This window comes from Pseudoalteromonas sp. PS1M3 (genome assembly GCF_016865405.1).
GTDB lineage: Bacteria > Pseudomonadota > Gammaproteobacteria > Enterobacterales > Alteromonadaceae > Pseudoalteromonas > Pseudoalteromonas marina.
In genome coordinates this window covers 548,840-569,543 of record NZ_AP022624.1, presented here as the reverse complement: position 1 = coordinate 569,543, position 20,704 = coordinate 548,840, and the positions used below count along the sequence as shown (strand labels likewise).

The 20,704-nt window shown below is 40.6% G+C and carries 24 protein-coding genes and 1 other RNA gene; 8 read left to right on the top strand and 17 right to left on the bottom strand.

Annotated elements, in window-relative coordinates; translation table 11 throughout:
- Window positions 1-7 precede the first annotated feature (7 nt).
- The gene (locus tag PS1M3_RS02685; RefSeq protein WP_371816609.1) at window positions 8-1,024 is read left to right on the top strand and encodes a mechanosensitive ion channel family protein; all 1,017 of its coding nucleotides are present in this window, start codon (window positions 8-10) and stop codon (window positions 1,022-1,024) included.
- Between the two features lie 58 nt (window positions 1,025-1,082).
- Here the strand turns inward: PS1M3_RS02685 and rnpB are convergent.
- Together rnpB and rsmI are read right to left on the bottom strand one after the other, a co-directional pair.
- An RNA gene (gene rnpB / locus PS1M3_RS02680) (RNase P RNA component class A) lies at window positions 1,083-1,446 on the bottom strand.
- Window positions 1,447-1,487: 41 nt separating this feature from the next.
- Complete coding sequence (gene rsmI / locus PS1M3_RS02675) at window positions 1,488-2,345, bottom strand: 16S rRNA (cytidine(1402)-2'-O)-methyltransferase (protein WP_203986146.1); 858 nt, start codon at window positions 2,343-2,345, stop codon at window positions 1,488-1,490.
- Window positions 2,346-2,406: 61 nt separating this feature from the next.
- Here rsmI and PS1M3_RS02670 point away from each other — a divergent pair, with 61 nt between their 5' ends.
- Genes PS1M3_RS02670 through dolP form a run of 4 tightly spaced genes read left to right on the top strand, consistent with a single transcriptional unit; the run spans window position 2,407 to window position 5,846 of the window.
- A complete protein-coding gene (locus tag PS1M3_RS02670; RefSeq protein WP_203986144.1) occupies window positions 2,407-4,284 on the top strand; it encodes a penicillin-binding protein activator in 1,878 nt (625 codons plus the stop codon).
- 9 nt (window positions 4,285-4,293) lie between these two features.
- Window positions 4,294-4,665 (top strand): YraN family protein, encoded by a 372-nt coding sequence (locus tag PS1M3_RS02665; RefSeq protein ID WP_203986142.1) that lies wholly within the window; start codon window positions 4,294-4,296, stop codon window positions 4,663-4,665.
- A gap of 25 nt (window positions 4,666-4,690) precedes the next feature.
- Complete coding sequence (locus tag PS1M3_RS02660; RefSeq protein ID WP_006792123.1) at window positions 4,691-5,284, top strand: SIS domain-containing protein; 594 nt, start codon at window positions 4,691-4,693, stop codon at window positions 5,282-5,284.
- Window positions 5,277-5,846: a division/outer membrane stress-associated lipid-binding lipoprotein gene (gene dolP, locus PS1M3_RS02655; protein WP_008130334.1), complete on the top strand. Its 570-nt coding sequence runs from the start codon at window positions 5,277-5,279 to the stop codon at window positions 5,844-5,846. Before PS1M3_RS02660 ends, dolP begins: the two co-directional genes overlap by 8 nt.
- A 61-nt stretch (window positions 5,847-5,907) precedes the next feature.
- Here dolP and PS1M3_RS02650 read toward each other — a convergent pair whose 3' ends face one another.
- The 8 genes from PS1M3_RS02650 to zapE form a co-directional block, all read right to left on the bottom strand.
- On the bottom strand, window positions 5,908-6,342 hold the full coding sequence (locus tag PS1M3_RS02650; RefSeq protein WP_203986140.1) for a ClpXP protease specificity-enhancing factor: 435 nt from the start codon (window positions 6,340-6,342) through the stop codon (window positions 5,908-5,910).
- Entirely contained in the window at window positions 6,342-6,968 is a 627-nt protein-coding gene (sspA, locus tag PS1M3_RS02645) for a stringent starvation protein SspA (protein ID WP_006792120.1), read from the bottom strand. Before sspA ends, PS1M3_RS02650 begins: the two co-directional genes overlap by 1 nt.
- Before the next feature lie 79 nt (window positions 6,969-7,047).
- A complete protein-coding gene (locus tag PS1M3_RS02640; RefSeq protein WP_006792119.1) occupies window positions 7,048-7,791 on the bottom strand; it encodes a cytochrome c1 in 744 nt (247 codons plus the stop codon).
- Complete coding sequence (locus PS1M3_RS02635; protein ID WP_006792118.1) at window positions 7,788-9,053, bottom strand: cytochrome b N-terminal domain-containing protein; 1,266 nt, start codon at window positions 9,051-9,053, stop codon at window positions 7,788-7,790. Before PS1M3_RS02635 ends, PS1M3_RS02640 begins: the two co-directional genes overlap by 4 nt.
- Entirely contained in the window at window positions 9,053-9,643 is a 591-nt protein-coding gene (gene petA / locus PS1M3_RS02630) for a ubiquinol-cytochrome c reductase iron-sulfur subunit (protein WP_006792117.1), read from the bottom strand. The genes PS1M3_RS02635 and petA overlap by 1 nt, the downstream gene beginning before the upstream one ends.
- A 578-nt stretch (window positions 9,644-10,221) precedes the next feature.
- Window positions 10,222-10,614 carry a 30S ribosomal protein S9 gene (gene rpsI, locus PS1M3_RS02625; RefSeq protein ID WP_086007041.1) on the bottom strand — a complete coding sequence of 131 codons (393 nt, stop codon included), beginning with the start codon at window positions 10,612-10,614 and terminating at the stop codon, window positions 10,222-10,224.
- A gap of 8 nt (window positions 10,615-10,622) precedes the next feature.
- On the bottom strand, window positions 10,623-11,051 hold the full coding sequence (gene rplM, locus PS1M3_RS02620; protein WP_002957960.1) for a 50S ribosomal protein L13: 429 nt from the start codon (window positions 11,049-11,051) through the stop codon (window positions 10,623-10,625).
- A 270-nt stretch (window positions 11,052-11,321) separates the two neighbouring features.
- Entirely contained in the window at window positions 11,322-12,410 is a 1,089-nt protein-coding gene (gene zapE / locus PS1M3_RS02615; protein WP_006792114.1) for a cell division protein ZapE, read from the bottom strand.
- 132 nt (window positions 12,411-12,542) lie between these two features.
- Here zapE and PS1M3_RS02610 point away from each other — a divergent pair, with 132 nt between their 5' ends.
- The 3 genes from PS1M3_RS02610 to PS1M3_RS02600 all read left to right on the top strand — a co-directional run bounded on the left by PS1M3_RS02610 (window position 12,543) and on the right by PS1M3_RS02600 (window position 15,655).
- Window positions 12,543-12,986 (top strand): YhcB family protein, encoded by a 444-nt coding sequence (locus tag PS1M3_RS02610; protein WP_008130322.1) that lies wholly within the window; start codon window positions 12,543-12,545, stop codon window positions 12,984-12,986.
- Between the two features lie 132 nt (window positions 12,987-13,118).
- Window positions 13,119-14,471 (top strand): Do family serine endopeptidase, encoded by a 1,353-nt coding sequence (locus PS1M3_RS02605; RefSeq protein WP_008130320.1) that lies wholly within the window; start codon window positions 13,119-13,121, stop codon window positions 14,469-14,471.
- Window positions 14,472-14,572: 101 nt separating this feature from the next.
- Complete coding sequence (locus PS1M3_RS02600; protein WP_203986139.1) at window positions 14,573-15,655, top strand: trypsin-like peptidase domain-containing protein; 1,083 nt, start codon at window positions 14,573-14,575, stop codon at window positions 15,653-15,655.
- Window positions 15,656-15,700: 45 nt separating this feature from the next.
- Here PS1M3_RS02600 and murA read toward each other — a convergent pair whose 3' ends face one another.
- From murA to PS1M3_RS02565, 7 genes are read right to left on the bottom strand one after another with little or no spacing between them, the layout of a single operon-like run.
- Window positions 15,701-16,960 (bottom strand): UDP-N-acetylglucosamine 1-carboxyvinyltransferase, encoded by a 1,260-nt coding sequence (gene murA, locus PS1M3_RS02595; protein ID WP_203986137.1) that lies wholly within the window; start codon window positions 16,958-16,960, stop codon window positions 15,701-15,703.
- Window positions 16,961-16,973: 13 nt separating this feature from the next.
- Window positions 16,974-17,231 carry a BolA family protein gene (locus tag PS1M3_RS02590; protein ID WP_006792109.1) on the bottom strand — a complete coding sequence of 86 codons (258 nt, stop codon included), beginning with the start codon at window positions 17,229-17,231 and terminating at the stop codon, window positions 16,974-16,976.
- Window positions 17,232-17,236: 5 nt separating this feature from the next.
- Window positions 17,237-17,530 carry a lipid asymmetry maintenance protein MlaB gene (locus tag PS1M3_RS02585; protein ID WP_006792108.1) on the bottom strand — a complete coding sequence of 98 codons (294 nt, stop codon included), beginning with the start codon at window positions 17,528-17,530 and terminating at the stop codon, window positions 17,237-17,239.
- On the bottom strand, window positions 17,523-18,203 hold the full coding sequence (locus PS1M3_RS02580; protein ID WP_203986135.1) for a phospholipid-binding protein MlaC: 681 nt from the start codon (window positions 18,201-18,203) through the stop codon (window positions 17,523-17,525). Before PS1M3_RS02580 ends, PS1M3_RS02585 begins: the two co-directional genes overlap by 8 nt.
- A 5-nt stretch (window positions 18,204-18,208) precedes the next feature.
- Window positions 18,209-18,757 carry an outer membrane lipid asymmetry maintenance protein MlaD gene (mlaD, locus tag PS1M3_RS02575; RefSeq protein WP_006792106.1) on the bottom strand — a complete coding sequence of 183 codons (549 nt, stop codon included), beginning with the start codon at window positions 18,755-18,757 and terminating at the stop codon, window positions 18,209-18,211.
- Window positions 18,758-18,771: 14 nt separating this feature from the next.
- On the bottom strand, window positions 18,772-19,551 hold the full coding sequence (gene mlaE / locus PS1M3_RS02570) for a lipid asymmetry maintenance ABC transporter permease subunit MlaE (RefSeq protein ID WP_010555663.1): 780 nt from the start codon (window positions 19,549-19,551) through the stop codon (window positions 18,772-18,774).
- Complete coding sequence (locus tag PS1M3_RS02565; protein WP_074210176.1) at window positions 19,551-20,366, bottom strand: ATP-binding cassette domain-containing protein; 816 nt, start codon at window positions 20,364-20,366, stop codon at window positions 19,551-19,553. Before PS1M3_RS02565 ends, mlaE begins: the two co-directional genes overlap by 1 nt.
- Between the last annotated feature and the right edge of the window lie 338 nt (window positions 20,367-20,704).

Genomic DNA, 20,704 nt, shown 5'->3' with positions numbered 1-20,704 from the left:
CCCCGTAATGGAAGGAAATGTGTTTTCGTGGCAATTTTTTTATGACCAAAGCATGCAATTAGTTCACGCTACAGCGCAAATATTACCCACCTTATTGTTAGGTTTACTCTTACTCACTATCAGCTATTTTACAGCAGGCCCTCTTTCACGCTTGCTCATAAAACCTATCAATTTAGTAACCGATAGTAAGCTAGTATTGCTGGTTGTAAGGCGCGGAATTAGCACTTTAGTCATTTTATTAGGCCTATATCTGTTTTTACGTTTAGCAGGGCTTACTGAATTTGCGGTAGCCATAATGAGTGGGACCGGTTTAATAGGCTTAATATTAGGCTTTGCTTTTAGAGACATCGCAGAAAATTTTATAGCAAGCTTACTTTTAAGTGTACAACGCCCGTTTAAAATAGACGATGTAATTGAAGTAGATGGACGTTTAGGCGTTATAAAAAAAGTAACGGCTCGTGCCACAACGCTTGTTGATTACGATGGTAATCACATTCAAATTCCAAATGCTACGGTATATAAAAATACCATCAAAAATTTAACTGCCAACCCCAAAATGCGCGGTAAAGTGGAAATAGGTATAGGCTACGATAACGACATACGCAGCGCGCAAACGCTTGCTCTAAATATAGCAAACAAACAAACGGCCGTATTAAACGATCCCCCAGCACAAGTACTTATAAAAAATTTAGGCTCATCAACAATAAACTTTATTTTATATTTTTGGGTTAATAGCGAGCAGCATAGTCCACTTAAAGTAAGCTCTCAGCTTATGCGTGAACTAGTTAATGAATTTACTGAGCAAAATATAAGTATGCCGGATGATGCTAGAGAACGAATTTTATTAAATGCCTCTGGCAAGGAATTTTCAAGCTCAGCAGTAAAAGAGCGTTTAAATGAAAAGAAACCACCGGAAACCCACGAGCAAACCGAAACACTTAACGATGTAAGCAGTGATACTGACGAAATACGCGAACAGGCAGAGCAGTCAAGGGATCCTGAACAAGGAAAGAATATTATTTAAGTTAATAAAATTTAGATGCAAAAAAGCCCGCAGCGTTAACTGCGGGCTTTTTATTGAATGAGTGAGTCAGCCTATAAGCCGGGTTTTGTCCTTTCCGAAGAAAGTGATAATCATTCGTCTAGGCCATAAATCGCTCTATGGCTCAAGCAACCTACCCGGTTCCAACGTGGGCCACGCCATAAGGAACCCTATTTGGTCTTGCTCCGAGTGGAGTTTACCTTGCAACCGACTATTACTAGCGGCCCGGTGCGCTCTTACCGCACCCTTTCACCCTTACCAACCGAAGTTGGCGGTCTTCTCTCTGCTGCACTTGTCGTGGGCTCACGCCCCCCAGCCGTTAGCTGGCACTCTGCCCTGTGGAGCCCGGACTTTCCTCCCCCTGATCATTTTCGTCACAGGCAGCGATTATCTTGGCTGACTCGGCGCGCAGTATACATGACGCTAAAGCCAAGCGCAGTAATATTTACTCTTTTTCTTCAATAATTGTTTTGTATAGTGCATTTTTTTTCATGCCAAAGTACTCAGCTACAACACCGCACGCTTTTTTCATTGGCATTTCTTTTTCAAGTAGAGCCAACATTTTACGAGCCTCTGGTGGAATGTCGTCTACCACCTTAGGTTTGCCAGGCAGCATGAGAACTATTTCGCCGCGTTGCTTAGTGGGATCATCGGTTAAAAACTGCTTTAGCTCACTCACTGAGCCATTAAAAAAAGTTTCGAACGTTTTAGTTAGCTCTTTGGCAAATACGACCTGCTGTTCACTGCCAAGTGCAGTTTCTAAATCGTCTAGACTTGCCATAATACGGTGCGTACTTTCATACATTATACTGGTAATACTTGAGTTAATAGCATCAATAAAAAAATCTTGGCGAGCCTTACTTTTAGCGGGCGTAAAGCCAATAAACTGAAAACGATCGGTAGGCAGCCCTGAACAACACACCGCGGTTATAGCAGCGCACGCACCTGGTATTGGGGTTACGCTTGCCCCTTGCTCACGACATAAGTTTACAACCGCATATCCAGGGTCACTTATGAGTGGCGTGCCTGCATCCGATACTAAAGCAATATTTAATCCTTGATTAAGCTGGTCGATAATTTGCTGTGCTTTTTGTTTTTCGTTGTGATCATGTAATGCAAATGTTTTTGCCTTAATACCAAAATGGCTAAGGAGCTTACCTGTATGGCGAGTGTCTTCAGCAGCGATTAAGTCAACCTGCGATAATGTCGCGATAGCACGCTGACTTAAGTCGTCATAATTGCCAATTGGGGTGGCAACAACGTAAAGAGTGCCAATTTTATGTGAATTCTCCTCATTTAACATTGAGGTCTCCTGCGTCAGTCAGTAATATAAGCAAATCGCGTTAACGTATTGGGAAATCATTGTGCGACTTAAACTAGTTGGTCTATTAATTATATTGTCAGGGTTATCGGCGTGTAGCACAACCGAAAAACCAATTAAAAAAAGCGATAACTTCAGCAGCAGTGCTAATGCGCTAAAAAATCAAGCGACTAATGCTCAATCTATCTATCAATTGGCCGTAAATCGCGAAGGTGCAGATAAAATACAATTATTGTATAGCGCACGTGATGCTGCTATTTCTGAGAAGAACTGGCCATTATTAGAGCAAATTGGTAGCGACCTAGAGTTAACAGCGAGTGTTGATCAAACTCAAAATCGCCTTTATATTGCATACGCGCAAAAGCAACAAAATAAAAATGACCAGTCTTTGATTATTTTACAATCGTTAGATGGTCAACTGACACAACCTGAACACTTTGCATGGCATCAGTTTTTAACAGCCAGTATTTACGCCTCACAAAATTTCCCTAAAAAAGCGACTCCCTATTTTTTTAGAGCATCAGAAACATCTACAAAAAATAATATTGATATACCACAACTCGACCAACAATTATGGGATAACCTAAAACAGCTTTCTTCTTATGCGCTGGAGCGTTTTAACCGTGGCTCAGTTATTCAACAAGGCTGGGTAAATCTTGCTTTATACCATCAAGTATATGCAGGTAGCGGTGTAGAGTTAGATCAAGCAATAAATAATTGGCGACGCCGTTACGTGGGGCACCCTGCTGGAGCCGTGTTACCTAAACAAGATGAAAACTTTGTTGAATTAGCACCTTTGAACATTGACCGCTTAGTTTTGTTATTCCCTCAATCAGGTCCTAACGAACGCCTAGGTGATGCTTTAAAAGCAGGAGCTTTAGCCGCATTAGATAAACAAAATATTAATGAAGCTATTTTTATTGATGAAAATTTAAGTACTGCAGACATTGCAGCAAAACTTGACCAAATTAACCCTGACTTTGTAGTTGGGCCACTACTTAAAGCGAACATAGATAAGCTTACGGCAGCTGAAACGCTTATTAATATTCCTACGTTGCATTTAAATACATTCGATGGAGACACTATTTCGCTCCAACACTACTATTTTGCCCTAAACCCAGAGCACGAAGTTGAACAAGCTTTAGAGCATTTTCTAGCTATGGGGTATCAAAAACCCATGCTACTCGCTCCAGAAAATACGAATGGCCAGCGCTTAGTTGATTTTTTTAATCAGCAATGGCAACGCTACAGCGAGACTAAACCTCAAATTGGTTTTTATGAAAACAATCAAGACATGCCAAAAACGATTAGTAGCTTATTAGAAGTTGATCAATCTAAAGAGCGTATAAAAACAATAAAAGCCTTATTTAAGCAAGAAGTTGAAAGTGAAACACGCTCACGCAGTGATATTGATGTAATTTATATTTTAGGTGATGCAATAGAAACACGCTTAATTAAGCCCTACCTTGATGTAAATGTGAGTACATTCTCAGAGCGAATTCCGCTGTATGCGAGCTCAAAAAGTCACAGTAAGCAAATTGATTCAACCGACAAAGGCGATTTAGACGGCCTGTATTTCACAGAATTACCTTGGATGCTTAATTCACAAATCACACAACATAACTTACGTGAGCAGTATAATTTGCTTTGGCCCGAGCAAGCAGATATTAGCCAGCGCTTATTCGCCATGGCATACGATGCAGTACTCGTTATTAACGATATTAGGCAGTTGAGCTTAATGCCAGGCAATAAATTTAGCGGTTTGAGCGGTAAGTTATCAGTTAATAGTAATGGTCACCTACAACGCGTACTTGATTGGGCTCAATATACTAATCGCCAAATTAAGTCTGTGCAGTTAAAAACACAACGCCCTGTGCCCTTATTTATGCAATCGGCTAGCGGTGTAAAAACGATAAATTAAGGGGGCGGCATGTCGTGGTTTAAAGAGCTGTGGCAAAATAGTCGTGAAAAAGGTCAGTACTACGAACTACAAGCGCAAAAATACCTAGTAGCGCAAGGTTTAAAGCCTATAGAGCGTAATTATTACTGCCCCTTTGGTGAGCTCGATATTATTATGAAAGAGGGTAACACCCTTGTTTTTGTGGAAGTGAAGTTTCGCAAAAACAATGCTCGAGGTGGTGCTAATTATGCGCTCAGCGCTCAAAAACAAGCACGGCTTAAACGTAGTATTTATCATTACTTAGCAGCTAAAAACTTAACAAATCAGGCATTAAGAATTGACTATGTAGCCATAACCGGAGAATCATCTCCTACATATAATTGGCTTAAAAACGTATTTTAAAAATACTAAAAAGAATTGGTAGGCTATGCAAGACACGATAAAAGAAATTTTCACAGAAAGTATTCAAGTTCAAATAGCCGCTGGAGAGGTCCTTCCCAGTGCGCTTGAATCGGCCGCGTTCACAATTGCACAAAGCCTTATTAACGGTAATAAGTTAATTTGTTGCGGGACAGCTAACTGTCATATGCTTGCGCAACATATAGCGGGTATATTGGTCAATCACTACGAAACAGAGCGTCCTTGCTTGCCTGCTATTGCTTTGTCACAAGAAAATATAAATCTTGGGCAGAACAATCACAGTGATGATCACGATACATTTGCCCGTCAAATCCGTGCATTCGCTCAACAAGGTGACTTACTATTGGTATTAGCAATTAATGGCAATGAAAAGCAGGTAATTTCAGCCGTTGAAGCTGCGCTTACACGCGATATGAAGGTCATTGTTATGGTCGGTGACGATGGCGGTGAATTAGTGGGTTTACTTGGCCCTAATGATGTTGAAATAAGAACACCGTCTAAACGTCCAAGCCGTATTATAGAGTCGCATTTAACTAACTTACATTGTTTAAGTGAACTTATAGATTTAACGCTTTTCCCGCAGGATGAAAATTATGTTTAAACGCTCCCTTATTATTTTAGGTACCGTTGTATTATTACAAGGCTGTGCTGCAGCTGTTGTAGCCGGCACTGCCAGTGCAGTAACCGCTGCAAACGACCGTCGCACTATAGGCTCTCAAATCGATGATAACAATATAGAAATTAAAGCTAGCATTGCTATTAGTGAAGTTGAACGCCTAGAAAAGTCTGCTCGAGTTAACGCTATAAGTGTCAATGGTATTGTTTTGCTTGTTGGTCAAGTTGCTAATCAGGAAATGAAAAACGAAGCACAAATAACCGTAGAAGCGATTGCCGGCATTCGTAAAATTCATAACCAACTTCGTATTGGTTCAAATATTGGTATAACAACTCAAACTCATGATTCGTGGCTTACCTCAAAGGTAAAAGCACAGTTACTAGCAGCTAAAGATATTAGTAGCAATAACATTAAAGTGGTTACAGAAAACGCTGAGGTTTATTTGATGGGCTTGGTGTCTCAAGATGAAGCTAATCGTGCAGTTGATATTGCACGTAATGTGTCGGGCGTTGAGCGAGTAGTAAAGGTATTTGAATATATTAATTAAAAGCCACTAAATTACAGTGATAAAAAAACCGCTTTTAAGCGGTTTTTTTGTAATCTACATATTATTTAATAACACGTAAATGTGAGCCTTTTTTCTTTTCAGGTTTTTCTGGCGGTGTTTCATCTATATTCTCAGATGAATCAACACTTTCTAGCCCTGTATCAAACTCGTCTTCGTCCTCTACAAACTCGTCTGCAGTAAAGACTGTACCTTCGCCATTCTCACGGGCGTAAATTGCAAGCACAGCACCTAAAGGTACATAAACTTGCATTGGCTGACCGCCAAAACGCGCGTTAAAACTAAGTTGGGTTAGGTCTAACGAAAACTGTGTTACTGCTGATGGGCTAATGTTAAGCACAATTTGTCCATCTTGCACAAATTGTGTAGGCACTTGCACATTCGCAAAACCAGCGTCCACCACAATATGTGGCGTACATTCGTTATCGACTATCCAATCAAAAAAAGCACGTAATAAATAAGGACGATTAGGCGTCATTATAAACGGATCTCACGCTCAGCTTCAGTTAAAGAGGCTTGGAATGATTCACGTTCGAATAAACGGATCATGTACTCTTTCATCTCTTTAGAGCCTGCACCATTAAGCTCAATACCAAACTCAGGTAAACGCCATAGTAGTGGTGCTAAGTAACAATCTACTAAGCTAAACTCTTCACTCATAAAGTAAGGAGCTTCGCTAAAGATAGGAGCTACTGCAAGTAATGCCTCAGTTAACTCTTTACGAGCTTGTGCTGCATCTGATGTGTTATTGCTGATTTTAGCAGCTAAGCTGTACCAATCAGTATCAATGCGGTGCATCATTAAACGGCTACGACCACGCATTACCGGGTAAACAGGCATTAGTGGAGGATGAGGGAAACGTTCATCAAGGTATTCCATGATGATATTTGCCTGATATAAACCAAGCTCACGGTCAATCAGTGTTGGCACTGTACCGTAAGGGTTAATTTCGTGAAGTGCTTCTGGCAGATTATCCTTTTCAGCCAAATGAATATCTACACTTACACCTTTTTCTGCAAGTACGATACGTACTTGATGGCTATACATACAGTTAGCCCCAGAGAAAAGGGTCATTACAGGGCGCTTATTGGCAGCTACGGCCATGCCTACCTCCATTAAATAACTAAAACAGCAATAGGGGCTTAAGCCCCTATTGCAAAATTACCTTTAAATATGTTCAAAATTAATGAACATCTCTCCAGTATTCTTTCTTAAGCATAAATGCCAAGATAAACAGGATAACTAAGAACCCAATTACCTTAATACCTAGCGCTTCCGATTCAAGTCGAGTAGGTTCACCTACGTACTCTAGGAAATTCGTTAAATCACGAACAGCTTGGTCATACTCATCTACACTCATCTCGCCTGAGCCATCTGTTTCAGTACCTGTGATATGTACAGTTGTTACACCGTCAACAGTTACTTCTTCAGTTATAGGAGTAGGAACACCCTGAAGTTCTTGTAGAACATGTGGCATACCTACCGATGGAAATAACGTATTATTTACACCAAATGGGCGAGACTCATCTTTATAAAATGATTTCAAGTACGTGTAAATCCAATCACTTCCGCGTACACGTGCAACATTGGTTAAATCCGGCGGAGCCGCACCAAACCATTTTGCTGCATCATCTTTAGCCATTGAGTTCTTAATATGGCTGCCTACTTTTGAACCATCAAAAATAAGCTGCTCTTGGCCAACTTCCGTTGGAATACCAATATCACGGAAAGTACGTTCATAACGCTGATACTGCATTTGGTGACAACCAAGACAGTAGTTCATGAACAACTTAGCGCCGCGCTGCAAAGATGGCTGATCAGATATATCGTTACCCGCGTCCATTAGTGGAACTGACGGGCCTGCCGCCATTGCAGGTAACATATTTACTGATAAAGCGAATAAACCAATTATTAGTTTTTTCATCATTTCGTTAACCTCTCAGGCAATGGCTTAGTTTTTTCATTCTTACTGTAAACAAATAACAGTACGAAGAACATAAAGTAAGTCACAGTACAAACTTGCGAAACAATTGTTTTAAAGTCAGTTTGCGGTGTAGCACCAACCCAACCTAAAAGAACAAAAGTAACAACAAAGCCTGCAATGTTCCATTTGTGGAAACCACAACGGTAACGAACAGAGCGAACTGAACCACGGTCAATCCAAGGTAATAACGCAAGTACTACAATTGACGCCCCCATTGCTGCAACACCCATTAATTTATCAGGGATTGCGCGCAAGATTGCGTAGAATGGCGTGAAGTACCAAACAGGGAATATATGTTCCGGTGTTTTAAGTGGGTTTGCCGCTTCAAAGTTTGGCGCCTCTAAAAAGAAACCACCCATAGCAGGCATAAAGAACACAACCCAGCAGAACAAGATTAAGAAACCAACCACGCCCACAATATCTTTTACTGTGTAATAAGGGTGGAACGGAATAGCATCAATAATGTCTTTTTTATCAGTGTAGTATTCATGGAACTTAAATTTAGGCTTATCTTCTTCAGGAACCGTGCCTTTTTTACGTTTGTTATCAATACCATCTGGGTTATTAGAACCCACTTCGTGTAGTGCAACAATGTGTAAAAATACTAAGATAACAATAACCAATGGCAGTGCAATTACGTGTAATGCAAAGAAGCGGTTAAGCGTTGCACCAGAAATTACGTAGTCACCACGGATCCAAAGTGTAAGGTCATCACCAATAACAGGAATAGCCCCGAATAATGAAATGATTACCTGTGCACCCCAGAACGACATTTGGCCCCATGGTAATAAGTAACCCATGAATGCTTCAGCCATTAGGGCTAAGAAAATAAACATACCAAACAACCACAGTAACTCACGTGGTTTTTGGTAAGAACCGTAGATCATGCCACGGAACATATGCAGGTATACAACAATGAAGAATGCTGATGCACCGGTTGAATGCAGATAGCGCAGTAACCAGCCATAATCTACATCACGCATGATATATTCTATTGATGCAAATGCACCTTCAGCAGACGGTACGTAGTTCATTGTTAGCCAAATACCGGTCAGTATTTGGTTAACTAGTACTAACATTGCTAATGAGCCAAAGAAGTACCAAAAGTTAAAGTTTTTAGGTGCTGGATATTGTGCAATATGCATGTTCCAAACACGTGTCATTGGGATTCTGTCGTCAATCCAACCAATAATCTTACCAAACATTAGGCCACCCCTTGTTCTTCGCCCACTAAAATAGTGGTTTCATCAAGAAAAGTATATGGTGGAATTTCTAAGTTTAATGGTGCTGGAACCGATTGAAAAACACGGCCAGCCATATCAAATTTAGAACCGTGACATGGACAATAAAAACCATCATCAGTCCCTTCCACTTTTTCACCAAAGCCACCTTGTAAAAAGCTAGGTGAACATCCTAAATGCGTACAAATACCTACAGCGACAAAAATCTCTGGACGTAATGAACGGTAGTCATTTGTTGATGATTCTAATTGTTGTGGCTCTTGCGATTGCGGATCACGAAGTTGACCTTCGTGTTCTTTCATTTGCTCAAGCATTTTTGGGGTTCGTGATACAACCCATACAGGTTTACCACGCCACTCGACACGTATTAATTGTCCTGGCTCAAGTTTGCTTATATCTACTTCTACAGGCGCACCCGCAGATTTAGCTCGCTCACTTGGATTCCAAGACGCAATAAAAGGAACAGCAGCCCCAGCCGCACCAACACCACCAACAACAGAGGTAGCTATGGTTAAAAAGCGACGTCGGCCATTGTCTACAGGCGCATTGCTCATCCACTTATCTCCACTTACGATTCTCAACACTTGCTATATTGAGAACATCAGTTACAGCAGGTTAATTATTCGAAATTTTTAAAATAGAAATGATCATAATTAAAACCCTTGTTTAAAACAAGGTTATTAACAACTCAGGTCTTGAAAAATATTAATTTCACCAATGGTTTGATTAAGCTAGTTCGAGCACGAGCCGAAAAGTAATAATATCACTTCTGTAAAAACGATGTAGTGACCAAGATCAACTCCACTAAGCGGAAGTTTTAAGACTACACATAGTGTTATAAAACTTGATCGTTTTACTTCCACGCCAATTGTAGCAAAAAATTCCATCAATTAACTGATGGATTTAAACTAATTACGATAATTATTTAACTTTTTTGCACCTATCTGGCTATTTACTTCCTTTCGTTCAATTAATACGCCGTTATTGCACTGTGTGATCATCATAAACAGTAATTTGCAATTACAGCTTAGGCTAACAATTTTTTAAAGCTCAAAGGAATCAGAAGAAATTTATCGCCAATAACAAAAAACCCAGCATAAGCTGGGTTTTTGAATTCTTGATAACGTATAGATTAACGTTTTGAGAACTGTGGACGCTTACGCGCTTTCTTAAGACCCACTTTCTTACGTTCAACTTTACGTGCATCACGAGTAACAAAACCTGCTTTACGAAGTTGTGGACGTAGTGACTCGTCAAACTCCATAAGTGCACGAGTGATACCGTGACGGATAGCACCAGCTTGACCAGTTGTACCACCACCAGAAACGGTGATGAAAAGGTCAAATTTTTCAGTCATATCAACAAGCTCAAGAGCTTGATGAACAACCATGCGTGCTGTTTCGCGACCAAAGTACTCTTCTAAAGAGCGCTTGTTGATTACGATGTTACCAGTGCCTGGGCGTAAGAATACGCGAGCACTTGAACTTTTACGACGACCTGTACCGTAGTATTGATTTGCCATGATAGTGCTCCTTAAATGTCTAGAACCTGAGGCTGTTGTGCAGCATGGTTATGCTCAGTACCTGCGTAAACTTTAAGTTTACGGTACATAGCGCGGCCTAAAGGACCACGTGGCAACATGCCTTTAACTGCTTTTTCGATGATCATTTCAGGCTTTGCAGCTTGAAGTTTATCAAAAGTAGTAGACTTAAGGCCACCTGGAAAACCAGAGTGAGCGTAGTACACTTTATCTTTGAATTTGTTACCAGTTACAGTAACTTTCTCAGCGTTGATAACGATGATGTAATCACCAGTATCTACGTGTGGAGTGTATTCAGCTTTGTGCTTACCGCGTAGGCGATGAGCGATTTCAGTAGCGATGCGACCTAAAGTTTTACCTTCAGCGTCAACTACGTACCAGTCACGTTTTACTGTTTCTGGTTTAGCAACAAACGTTTTCATTTATAAAAATCCAATGTTTTTCAATTAAAACCACAAGTAGTTAATATTAACTACTGCTCTAAGTTTGCTATAACCCCTTCGAGTTTTAGACTTTTGCGCCGCTCATTAGTGGCTAAACTATATGAAGGCATAGAACGCAACGTGGCAGACGCGGGAGTATACCAGCACTTAAATCACATTGCTACCGATCGGTTGTTTTTCCCACAAGAAAATTATCGCTATTTACAAATAAGTGTTGAGAGCGCAAAACGACCGGCATTCTAATTTTTATTAAGCTAAATGTTCTCTTGCCAAATACTCTAACGACTGCATTTCTTGTAAACGGCTTATGCAGCGTTTAAATTCAAAATTTAAGTTACCTTGGGTGTAAAGTTCGGTAATCGGTTTTTCTGCTGAAATAATTAGCGTCACGTGGCGTTCGTAAAATTCATCTACTAGAGCAATGAAGCGCCTTGCTGCATCATCATTACTTTGGCCAAGCTGTTTTACATTAGAAATAATTACCGTGTTATATAAACGGCTAATTTCCATATAATCAACTTGGCTACGTGCAGTCTCACACAATTCACTAAATTCGAATAGCACGACACTTTGAGCTACTTTGCGCGTTTTTATTAAGCGCCCTTCTATTTCTATAGGGTGATCGAGTTGACCCGGTTCAGCTGACAACTTATCAAAATATTCAAATAGATTTTTATCAGCTTGTTCATCAAGCGGGCTGTGAAAAATCTCAGCTTGTTCTAAGGTTCTCAGTCGATAGTCAATACCCGAATCTACATTCACTATTTCAGTATTAAGTTTTACCAGTTCAATGGCAGGCATAAAACGAGCCCGCTGTAGGCCATTTCTATATAAATCGTCAGGCACAATATTAGAGGTAGCGACTAAAACAATTCCACGAGCAAAAAGCGCTTCCATTAAACCACCCAGTAACATGGCATCCGTTATGTCTTGCACAAAGAATTCATCAAAACAAATGATGTCTGTTTCTGATTTAAATATATCCGCTACTTTTTCCAACGGATTGGTCGTGTTATTTAGTTTTTTTAATTCATCATGCACACGGTGCATGAAACGGTGAAAATGCACGCGCATTTTTCGATCACTTGGTAATGCCTCATAAAAAGTATCAACTAAATACGTTTTTCCACGCCCAACTCCGCCCCAAAAATACAAGCCTTTAATAGGTTCTGGTTCGTTTTTACCAAATAAATTAGCGAAAAAGCCTGTTGATTTTGGTTTTGCTTGCGTGAGGTCATCGTATAGACGTTGCAAGTGGCGCACAGCATTTTCTTGTGCTGCGTCGTGTACAAAGTCATCTCGTTTTAAATCTTGTTGATATGTTTGCCAAGGAGTCATATGTATTTTCAGTCAAAACGCAGTTTAATTTGTAAAGCATATTAACACGCATCATAACTCGGGGTATATTACACTTAATATGATTTATAAATGAATCAGCATTCTTTCGTTATTTTCCCAAAGGGGTAGTTTATGGGCACAGTTATATGGGTAGGTTTAATCGTTATTGTTGCGGTTATAGCATTTTTTATTGGTGCATTTGTTACTAAAAAACAGTTCAAACAAGATGAGTTAAAAGAGCAAGCGGAACAAGCGCAAAGCGAACTTGAGCAATACCGCCAAGACGTAGCTGACCATTTAGCAAGCACCAGCAAGCTTGTAAATAAAATGAAAGATAACTACAACCAGCTCTTGAGTCATGTAGAAGAAACTAATCAATTACTGTTAGAAGATAGAAATAAAGAACCAGCAGCCCCTTACTTTTCAAAAGAAACAACAGAGCAATTACAAGCATCTTTAAAAGAGCGTCGTTCTGATCGCTCTTCAGCAGAGGCGCAACCGGCAGACTTTGTGTCAGGTGAGTCTGGTTTATTTGCTGGTGAAAATAAAGTACAGGACCGCTCTAAAGCATCTTGATGAACTTTTTTTTGACCCCATAGTCTTTAGATATAACAGCTTTGTTGTTTTATCTTACTAACAAACTAAAAAAAGGCTGCTTATGCAGCCTTTTTTAATTTTTGTTTTTCCTAAGTGGAGTAAACCTTGACTATGAAAATGAAATTATCACTTATCAGTGCTGCTATTTTATCTACAAGCTTATTAATGAGCCCGGTAGCGTCTTACGCAAAGTTACCAATAGCAGTTAATGGGCAACAGCTACCGACTCTTGCACCTATGCTTGAACAAATCTCCCCTGGTGTTGTGAGTATTCAGGTTTCGGGCTCTAAAGAGGTTCGCCGCCGCGCCGATCCACTTGAGTTCTTTTTTGGCCAGCAACAACCTCGCAGCCAAAAGCGCCAATTTAGTGGTTTGGGTTCAGGTGTGATTATCGATGCAGATGAAGGTTATGTGGTTACTAATAATCACGTGATCCAAGATGCTGAAAAAATGATCGTTACACTCGAAGATGGACGTGAATTTGAAGCTACTAAAATTGGTACAGATAAAGAGTCTGACATTGCACTACTACAAATAGACGCTGATGACCTGACTGAAATCAAACTTGCTAACTCAGACCAATTACGAGTCGGTGATTTTGCAGTTGCTATAGGCAACCCGTTTGGTTTAAGCCACACCGTCACCTCAGGCATTGTTAGTGCCCTTGGACGCAGTGGCTTAAACATCGAAGGTTACGAAGATTTCATTCAAACAGACGCCGCAATTAACCAAGGTAATTCTGGCGGTGCTTTAGTGAATTTAAATGGAGAACTAATTGGCATTAACACCGCTATTTTAGGTGCATCTGGTGGTAACGTTGGAATTGGTTTTGCTATTCCTTCAAACATGATGAAAAACTTGGTTGATCAGATTATTGAGCATGGTGAAGTACGCCGTGGCTCGCTAGGCATATCGGGTCGTCCACTTGATGCGGGCTTAGCCAAAGCACAACAGCTTGATGTTAAACAAGGTGCTTATGTAATGCAGGTAATGGATGATACTGCTGCAAGTAAAGCAGGCATAAAAGCCGGGGATGTTATTGTAAGCATTAATGGCAGCGATATAAGCGGCTTCCATGAACTGCGCAGTAAAATTGCTACATTAGGTGAAGGCAGAGAAATAAAGCTCAGTATTTACCGAGATGGAAAAATAAAAACGCTCAAAGTCACACTCGACGGTGCATCTGGTGTTAAAGCGGTTGGCGAAGAACTGCACCCCGCATTTCAAGGGGCTGAATTAGAAAATGTTCAGAAAAATAACGCAAAGGGGATTGAAATTACCTCTGTCGATCCTCGCTCTCCTTCTGCACGGGTAGGCCTAGAAGAAGGTGACATGATAGTTCAAGTGAACCGCCAACGTGTTGAGACTATTCGCGATATGAATAAAATCATCGAAAATACGAAAGGTAATATTGTACTAGGCGTTAAACGTGGACGTGAGTCTATATTTATCCTAATTCAGTAATTAATCGCAGTATATGTGTAATAAAAATAACAGTGGCACTTGCCGCTGTTATTTTTTTTGTGCCATCATAAAGGGATTGCTCCTTTAATATTAAGAAACTTGTGCTGAAATTCATTAAATTTGTCCTCCCTCCTCTATTTGCAGGTCTCAGTATTGCTTTTTTGGTGGTTTTTTTCAGCCCAAATATGAGAGCAGCGCTGCTGCCTAATATTCCTATCCCTAGTGCAATGAGTGCAAGCCACTTAAGCTTTTCTGATGCAGTAAAGCGCGCAGCCCCGTCAGTCGTTACTATTTTTTCTGAAAGTATTTCAAAGGAGCCCCGCTACAAAAGAAAAAACACCGTTCAGGAGTTGGGCTCTGGCGTTATTATGTCGCCAGATGGCTATATACTTACTAATTATCATGTTGTTAATAATGCTGATGTCATCATGGTGATTTTAACTGACGGCCGACGTTTTTTTGATGTGCAGCTTATAGGCTTTGATACAATTACAGATCTAGCACTACTTAAAATAAATGCAGAACACCTTCCTGTTATTCCCGTGAACGATGACTATACGACTAGCGTGGGAGATGTTGTATTAGCGATTGGTAACCCACTCAACTTAGGGCAAACCATTACACAAGGGATTATTAGTGCCACAGGTAAACAAAAAATTACCGATAGCCCGTTTAATAATCTACTGCAAATGGATGCAGCAATTAATGTAGGAAATTCTGGAGGTGCACTCGTTAATTCAAATGGTGATTTAGTGGGTATTACTTCGGCGCAATTTAAAACCCGCGAAAACTTAAACATCCAAGGCATCTTTTTTGCTGTCCCCTACACCCTAGCGAAGGAAGTAATGGCTAAGCTAATTCGCCATGGTCGTGTAGTGCGTGGTTACTTAGGGTTTGAAGGCACAGCTGTAGACAGTACAGGCAAAGAGGTTAATGACAACTTAACCCCTGTGAGCGGCATGCGTATTACAAATTTAGATCCATTAGGGCCTGCGTGGCAAGCAGGCATTGAAGAACAAGATATTGTAATAAAAATTGCGGGGCTTTCAGTGGCTAATCCACAAAAAGTACTCGAAAAAATTGGCAATACTGAACCAGGTAAAGAAATAGAGTTTGAATTGTATAGAGATGGGAAAATCGAAAAAATAATGGTTACTGTGGCTGAGCTTGAAACCAAACTCTAAATAAAGAAAGGTCGGTGTAATCACACCGACCAGCATTTAAACGTGTTAGCTTGCTTTACGCTTTATGTTAGCGCCTAGTGCGCTGAGTTTATCCTCAATACGCTGATACCCTCTATCAACGTGATAAATACGATCAACAACGGTTTCACCTTGCGCTACAATCCCTGTAAGGATTAAGCTTGCTGATGCTCGTAAATCCGTAGCCATAACTTGAGCGCCAGAAAGACTTTTAGTCTCACCACATATTGCTGTGTTGCCTTCTAAGCGAATGTTTGCACCCATGCGCTGTAACTCAGGCACATGCATGAAACGGTTCTCAAAAATAGTTTCTGTAATTGTCGCGCTGCCGTTAGCCACTACATTAAGTGCAGTAAACTGAGCTTGCATATCGGTTGGGAACCCAGGATGCGGCGCGGTTTTAACATTCACGGCTTTAAGCTCACGACCACGCATATCTAGGTAAATGGAATCGTCTTTCACTTCAAGTAAGGCATTTGTCGCGCGCAGTTTTTCAATAACCGGTTCAAGTGAATGAAAGTCTGTGTTTTTACACAATACTTCACCACCAGCCATTGCTGCAGCAACTAAGAACGTGCCCGTTTCAATACGATCCGGTAAAATTTTGTGTTCACAACCGGATAAGCGCTCTACGCCTTCAATTTCAATACGGCTCGTTCCAGCGCCTGTAATTTTAGCACCCATAGCAATCAAGCAATTTGCTAAATCGGTGATTTCAGGTTCACGGGCTGCGTTTTCTAGTACTGTTTTACCATCGGCCAGCGCTGCTGCCATCAACAAGTTCTCGGTTGCGCCTACACTGACCATCTCCATAAAGATCTCAGCGCCTTTAAGGCGACCATCCACTTTTGCATTGATATAGCCATTTTCAACACTAATTTGCGCACCTAAACGTTCCATGCCTTGAATGTGAATATCAACAGGGCGAGCACCAATAGCACAGCCGCCTGGCAATGAAACTTGTGCCTCACCAAATCGAGCAACTAAAGGTCCTAATGCTAATACAGACGCGCGCATTTGCTTTACTAAATCGTATGGTGCCAACGTTTTATCAACAGTTGCACCATCTATGACGAGGGTATCACTGTGCCAATTTACATCTGCACCTAATGTTTTTAACAAAGCTTCTGTAGTTACAATATCGCGTAAGCGTGGCACATTGGTAAATGTACTTTTACCATCGGCCAAAAGTGAGGCAAATAAAATAGGCAGTGCTGCGTTTTTAGCACCAGAAATAGTCACCTCACCAGCAAGTGAAGTGCCACCTTGAATAACAAATTGATCCATTAGGAGGCCCTATTTATTGCGGTAAAATAAATTTTTGTTCGCGTTTCCACTCAGTCGGTGTAAAAGCACGAATAGAAACTGCATGAATAGTACCGTCTGAAATAGTATTCATTAGTGGACCATATACTAGCTGTTGCTTTTTAACTCGGCTTAAACCGTCGAAGCACTCACCCACGGCAACAACTTCATAATGGCTTCCATTGGCTTTTACATGAACTTCTGCTAATTGAAGTTCTTCGCGTAATAATGTTTCGACTTGGCTAGTTTCCATAACTCTCACTCAAATAGGGTTGTAACTTGACCCAATTGCATTAAATTTTGCAATTGCTCAGGTGGATTTTGCAATTCAAGGCGAATACCTTGCTGCTTTAATTCTGCAAAAGAGTGAATTAACCAAGCTAAGCCGGCTGTGTCAACCCTTGACACCCCACTTAGGTCAAAATAGATGGTTTTATGCTTAGTTTGTAGCTGCTTGTTCAGAAGTTGTTCATCGCCAATTGAATTTCGAGAGAGCTCGCCGCTCGCTCGAAACTGTTGATCATCAATTTGGCTTATCGCCAATTTAGTCATTCGAGCTGCTGCCTCTAAATTGAACTGGAAGCTTACTTTTTTGCTCTAAAAGGTCACTTACCTTATCAATACCTTGCTGACGCAAAATACCTTGTAGCTCACTTTGCTTAGCATCTAACAAGCTTATCCCTTCAGCAATCATGTCGTATGCACGCCATTGCCCACTGCGATCTTCACGAACTTTAAAATCAATGCGAATATCTGGCTTACCATCTTCAATAATTTTTGTTTTAACTACAACCACATCCTGACCTTTAAATGGTTGCGGTGCACCAAATTCAACGTGTTGGTTAGTATATTGGGTAAATACACCTGCATACGTAGCAACTAAATACTCTCTAAACACGTCAATAAAACGCTGAATGTCTTTAATTGCTTGTGCTTTTTCAGCATCATCTGTGATTGCTCGTACTTTAGATACTTCACTTCCTAAAACACGCAGTGCTGCGTATTTATAATCAATATAGGGCATCAACTCTTCTTCAACAATAACGCGAAGATACTCTTGATCTTTAACAATCAGTGGTTGATCTTTTTTGATTCGGTCAAATGTATACTCTGATACCTTGCGTACCATTTTATTTGGATCGTCTAACTTTACTTCTGCAGCACTCACCGTTTGCAATATGCTCAATGCGCTAAGCGTTATAATAGCTAAATACTTTTTCAACATAATAATTACTCACTACCTTGGTTGAATAAAAACTGCCCAATTAATTCTTCTAACACAATGGCAGACTTGGTATCAATAATTGAATCCCCATTCCCTAGCGCCTTACTCTCTACGCCAAATAAGTCATCAATTGCAGTATCTTGTTCATTGTTGGTTACTGTTTCACCTAAACAACGCTGTTCAGCTGAGCTGGAGGCAATAACAGGATTTATACCTAAGTATTGCTCGCCTAAAATACCCGATGTAAGTATGGATATTGAGCTTGTATCTGAAAAACGACATAAGTATTGCGCATCGATAGTCATATCAACCACAGGTAAAAACTCTTTTGGATGAACATAAATTGACTCAACGCGACCAATTACCACACCACCTACTTTGATAGGAGCTCGTGCCTTTAATGAGCCAATGTTTTCAAACTTTGCATTGAGTGAATAGGTTTCGCCTGAGCCACTAATACCTGCATTCGCCACTTTAAGCGCTAACATAGCAAAAGCTAAAATGCCAAGCGCTACAAAAAAGCCAACTAAAATTTCTAATTTCCGTGAATTCATTATTTATACCCTAATTAGCTGGTAAACATTACCGCTGTCAAAATAAAGTCGAAACCTAAAACGGCCAATGACGAATGTACTACTGTCTCGGTAGTTGCCTTGCTGATCCCTTCCGACGTTGGAACACAGTCATAGCCTTTGTAAAGTGCAATCCAAGTAACCACTATTGCAAATACAAAGCTTTTAATTATGCCGTTTAGTACATCTGCCTGAAACGACACTTGCGATTGCATAATTGACCAAAAACTACCGGTATCTACACCTAACCAATCAACCCCGACTAAATGAGCCCCTATAATTGCAACGGCAGAGAATATAATTGCAAGTAAAGGCATGCTAATAAAACCAGCCCAAAAGCGAGGTGCGATAATACGTTTAAGTGGATCAATTGCCATCATCTCTAATGATGATAATTGTTCGGTGGCTTTCATGAGGCCTATTTCTGCGGTAAGTGCACTACCTGCACGCCCAGCAAATAATAGCGCGGTAACGACAGGGCCTAGCTCACGCAGTAAACTCAATGCTACAAGTGGCCCTAAGCTATCTTCAGCACCATACCCTACTAATACGGTGTAGCCTTGCAATGCGAGTACCATACCGATAAACAAGCCTGATACCATAATAATAAGCAGCGACTGCGAACCCACCATATAAAGCTGGCGAATAAGCAGCGGAGTGCCTTTTTTAAAATTAGGAACATGCGCGAGTGCGCTGAACAACATGTAAGCTGAGCGACCAAGGGCAGCAAAGCGACCCAGAGTTTTATGCCCTAACTTTTGAAACAAATCCAACATTAGGCTTTTTCTCCAAGCAACTCATCTGCATAGGCTTGCGCGGGGAAATGAAATGGCACAGGACCATCAGACAAACCTTTTAAAAATTGCTGAACTAGCTCAGATTCATGATTGCGCATTTCATCTGGCGTACCTGAGCCTATTACGCCCTGATCGGCAATAATAATAACGTGATCGGCAATACTCATTACTTCAGTTACATCATGGGTCACAATTAAAGACGATAAACCCAATACTTGATTGAGCGATTTAATTAACTTTACAAGCACGCCCATTGAGATAGGATCTTGGCCAGCAAACGGTTCGTCATACATGATGAGTTCTGGGTCGAGCGCTATTGCGCGAGCAAGAGCAGCACGCCTTGCCATTCCACCTGATAACTCTGAGGGCATTAAATCTTTAGCACCGCGTAAACCTACAGCCTGCAGCTTCATTAACACCACTAAACGAATAAGATCTTCACTTAGTTTTGTGTGCTCACGAATCGGAAAAGCAATATTGTCAAACACAGACATGTCAGTAAACAAGGCACCACTTTGAAATAGCATGCTCATTTTTGTACGCGCTTCATATAATTCTGAACGCGTCATGGAAGGAATACTGCCACCCTCAAATAAAATATCACCCGAATCAGGTTTTAATTGGCCACCAATTAAACGCAACATCGTGGTTTTACCGATACCGCTTGGCCCCATAATCGCAGTGATTTTGCCTTTAGGCACACTAAAGCTCATATTTTTATATATGACCCTATCGCCCCTGGAAAAGCTAACATCCTTGACTTCTACTATTGATTGCGACAAGTCGCTCTCCATAAAAATGTTCACTAGTGCCCCTATTTTAAATCTTTTTGATCCAATATGGAAAAAACAATTCGTAAGATTTTGTAATCTACGTTTAAAACACACATTAAGACTCACCCATCTTCACTTAACCAACACTTAAACTGGGGCTGTTACCTATTAAGGTTAAATTTTCAGCAACCTATTTAGAATTTTGGCAAGTCAGTACCTGGTGGTGTAGTTATTCCCCATACATCAGTAAAACTTTAGTACTGAAAGCCTAACAGGCTCGACTAATTAATTTAGTAAAATGAATAAGCCTACGTAGTTGACCTTACTCTTTTATTTATACTTTCATCGTGGCATTTGTT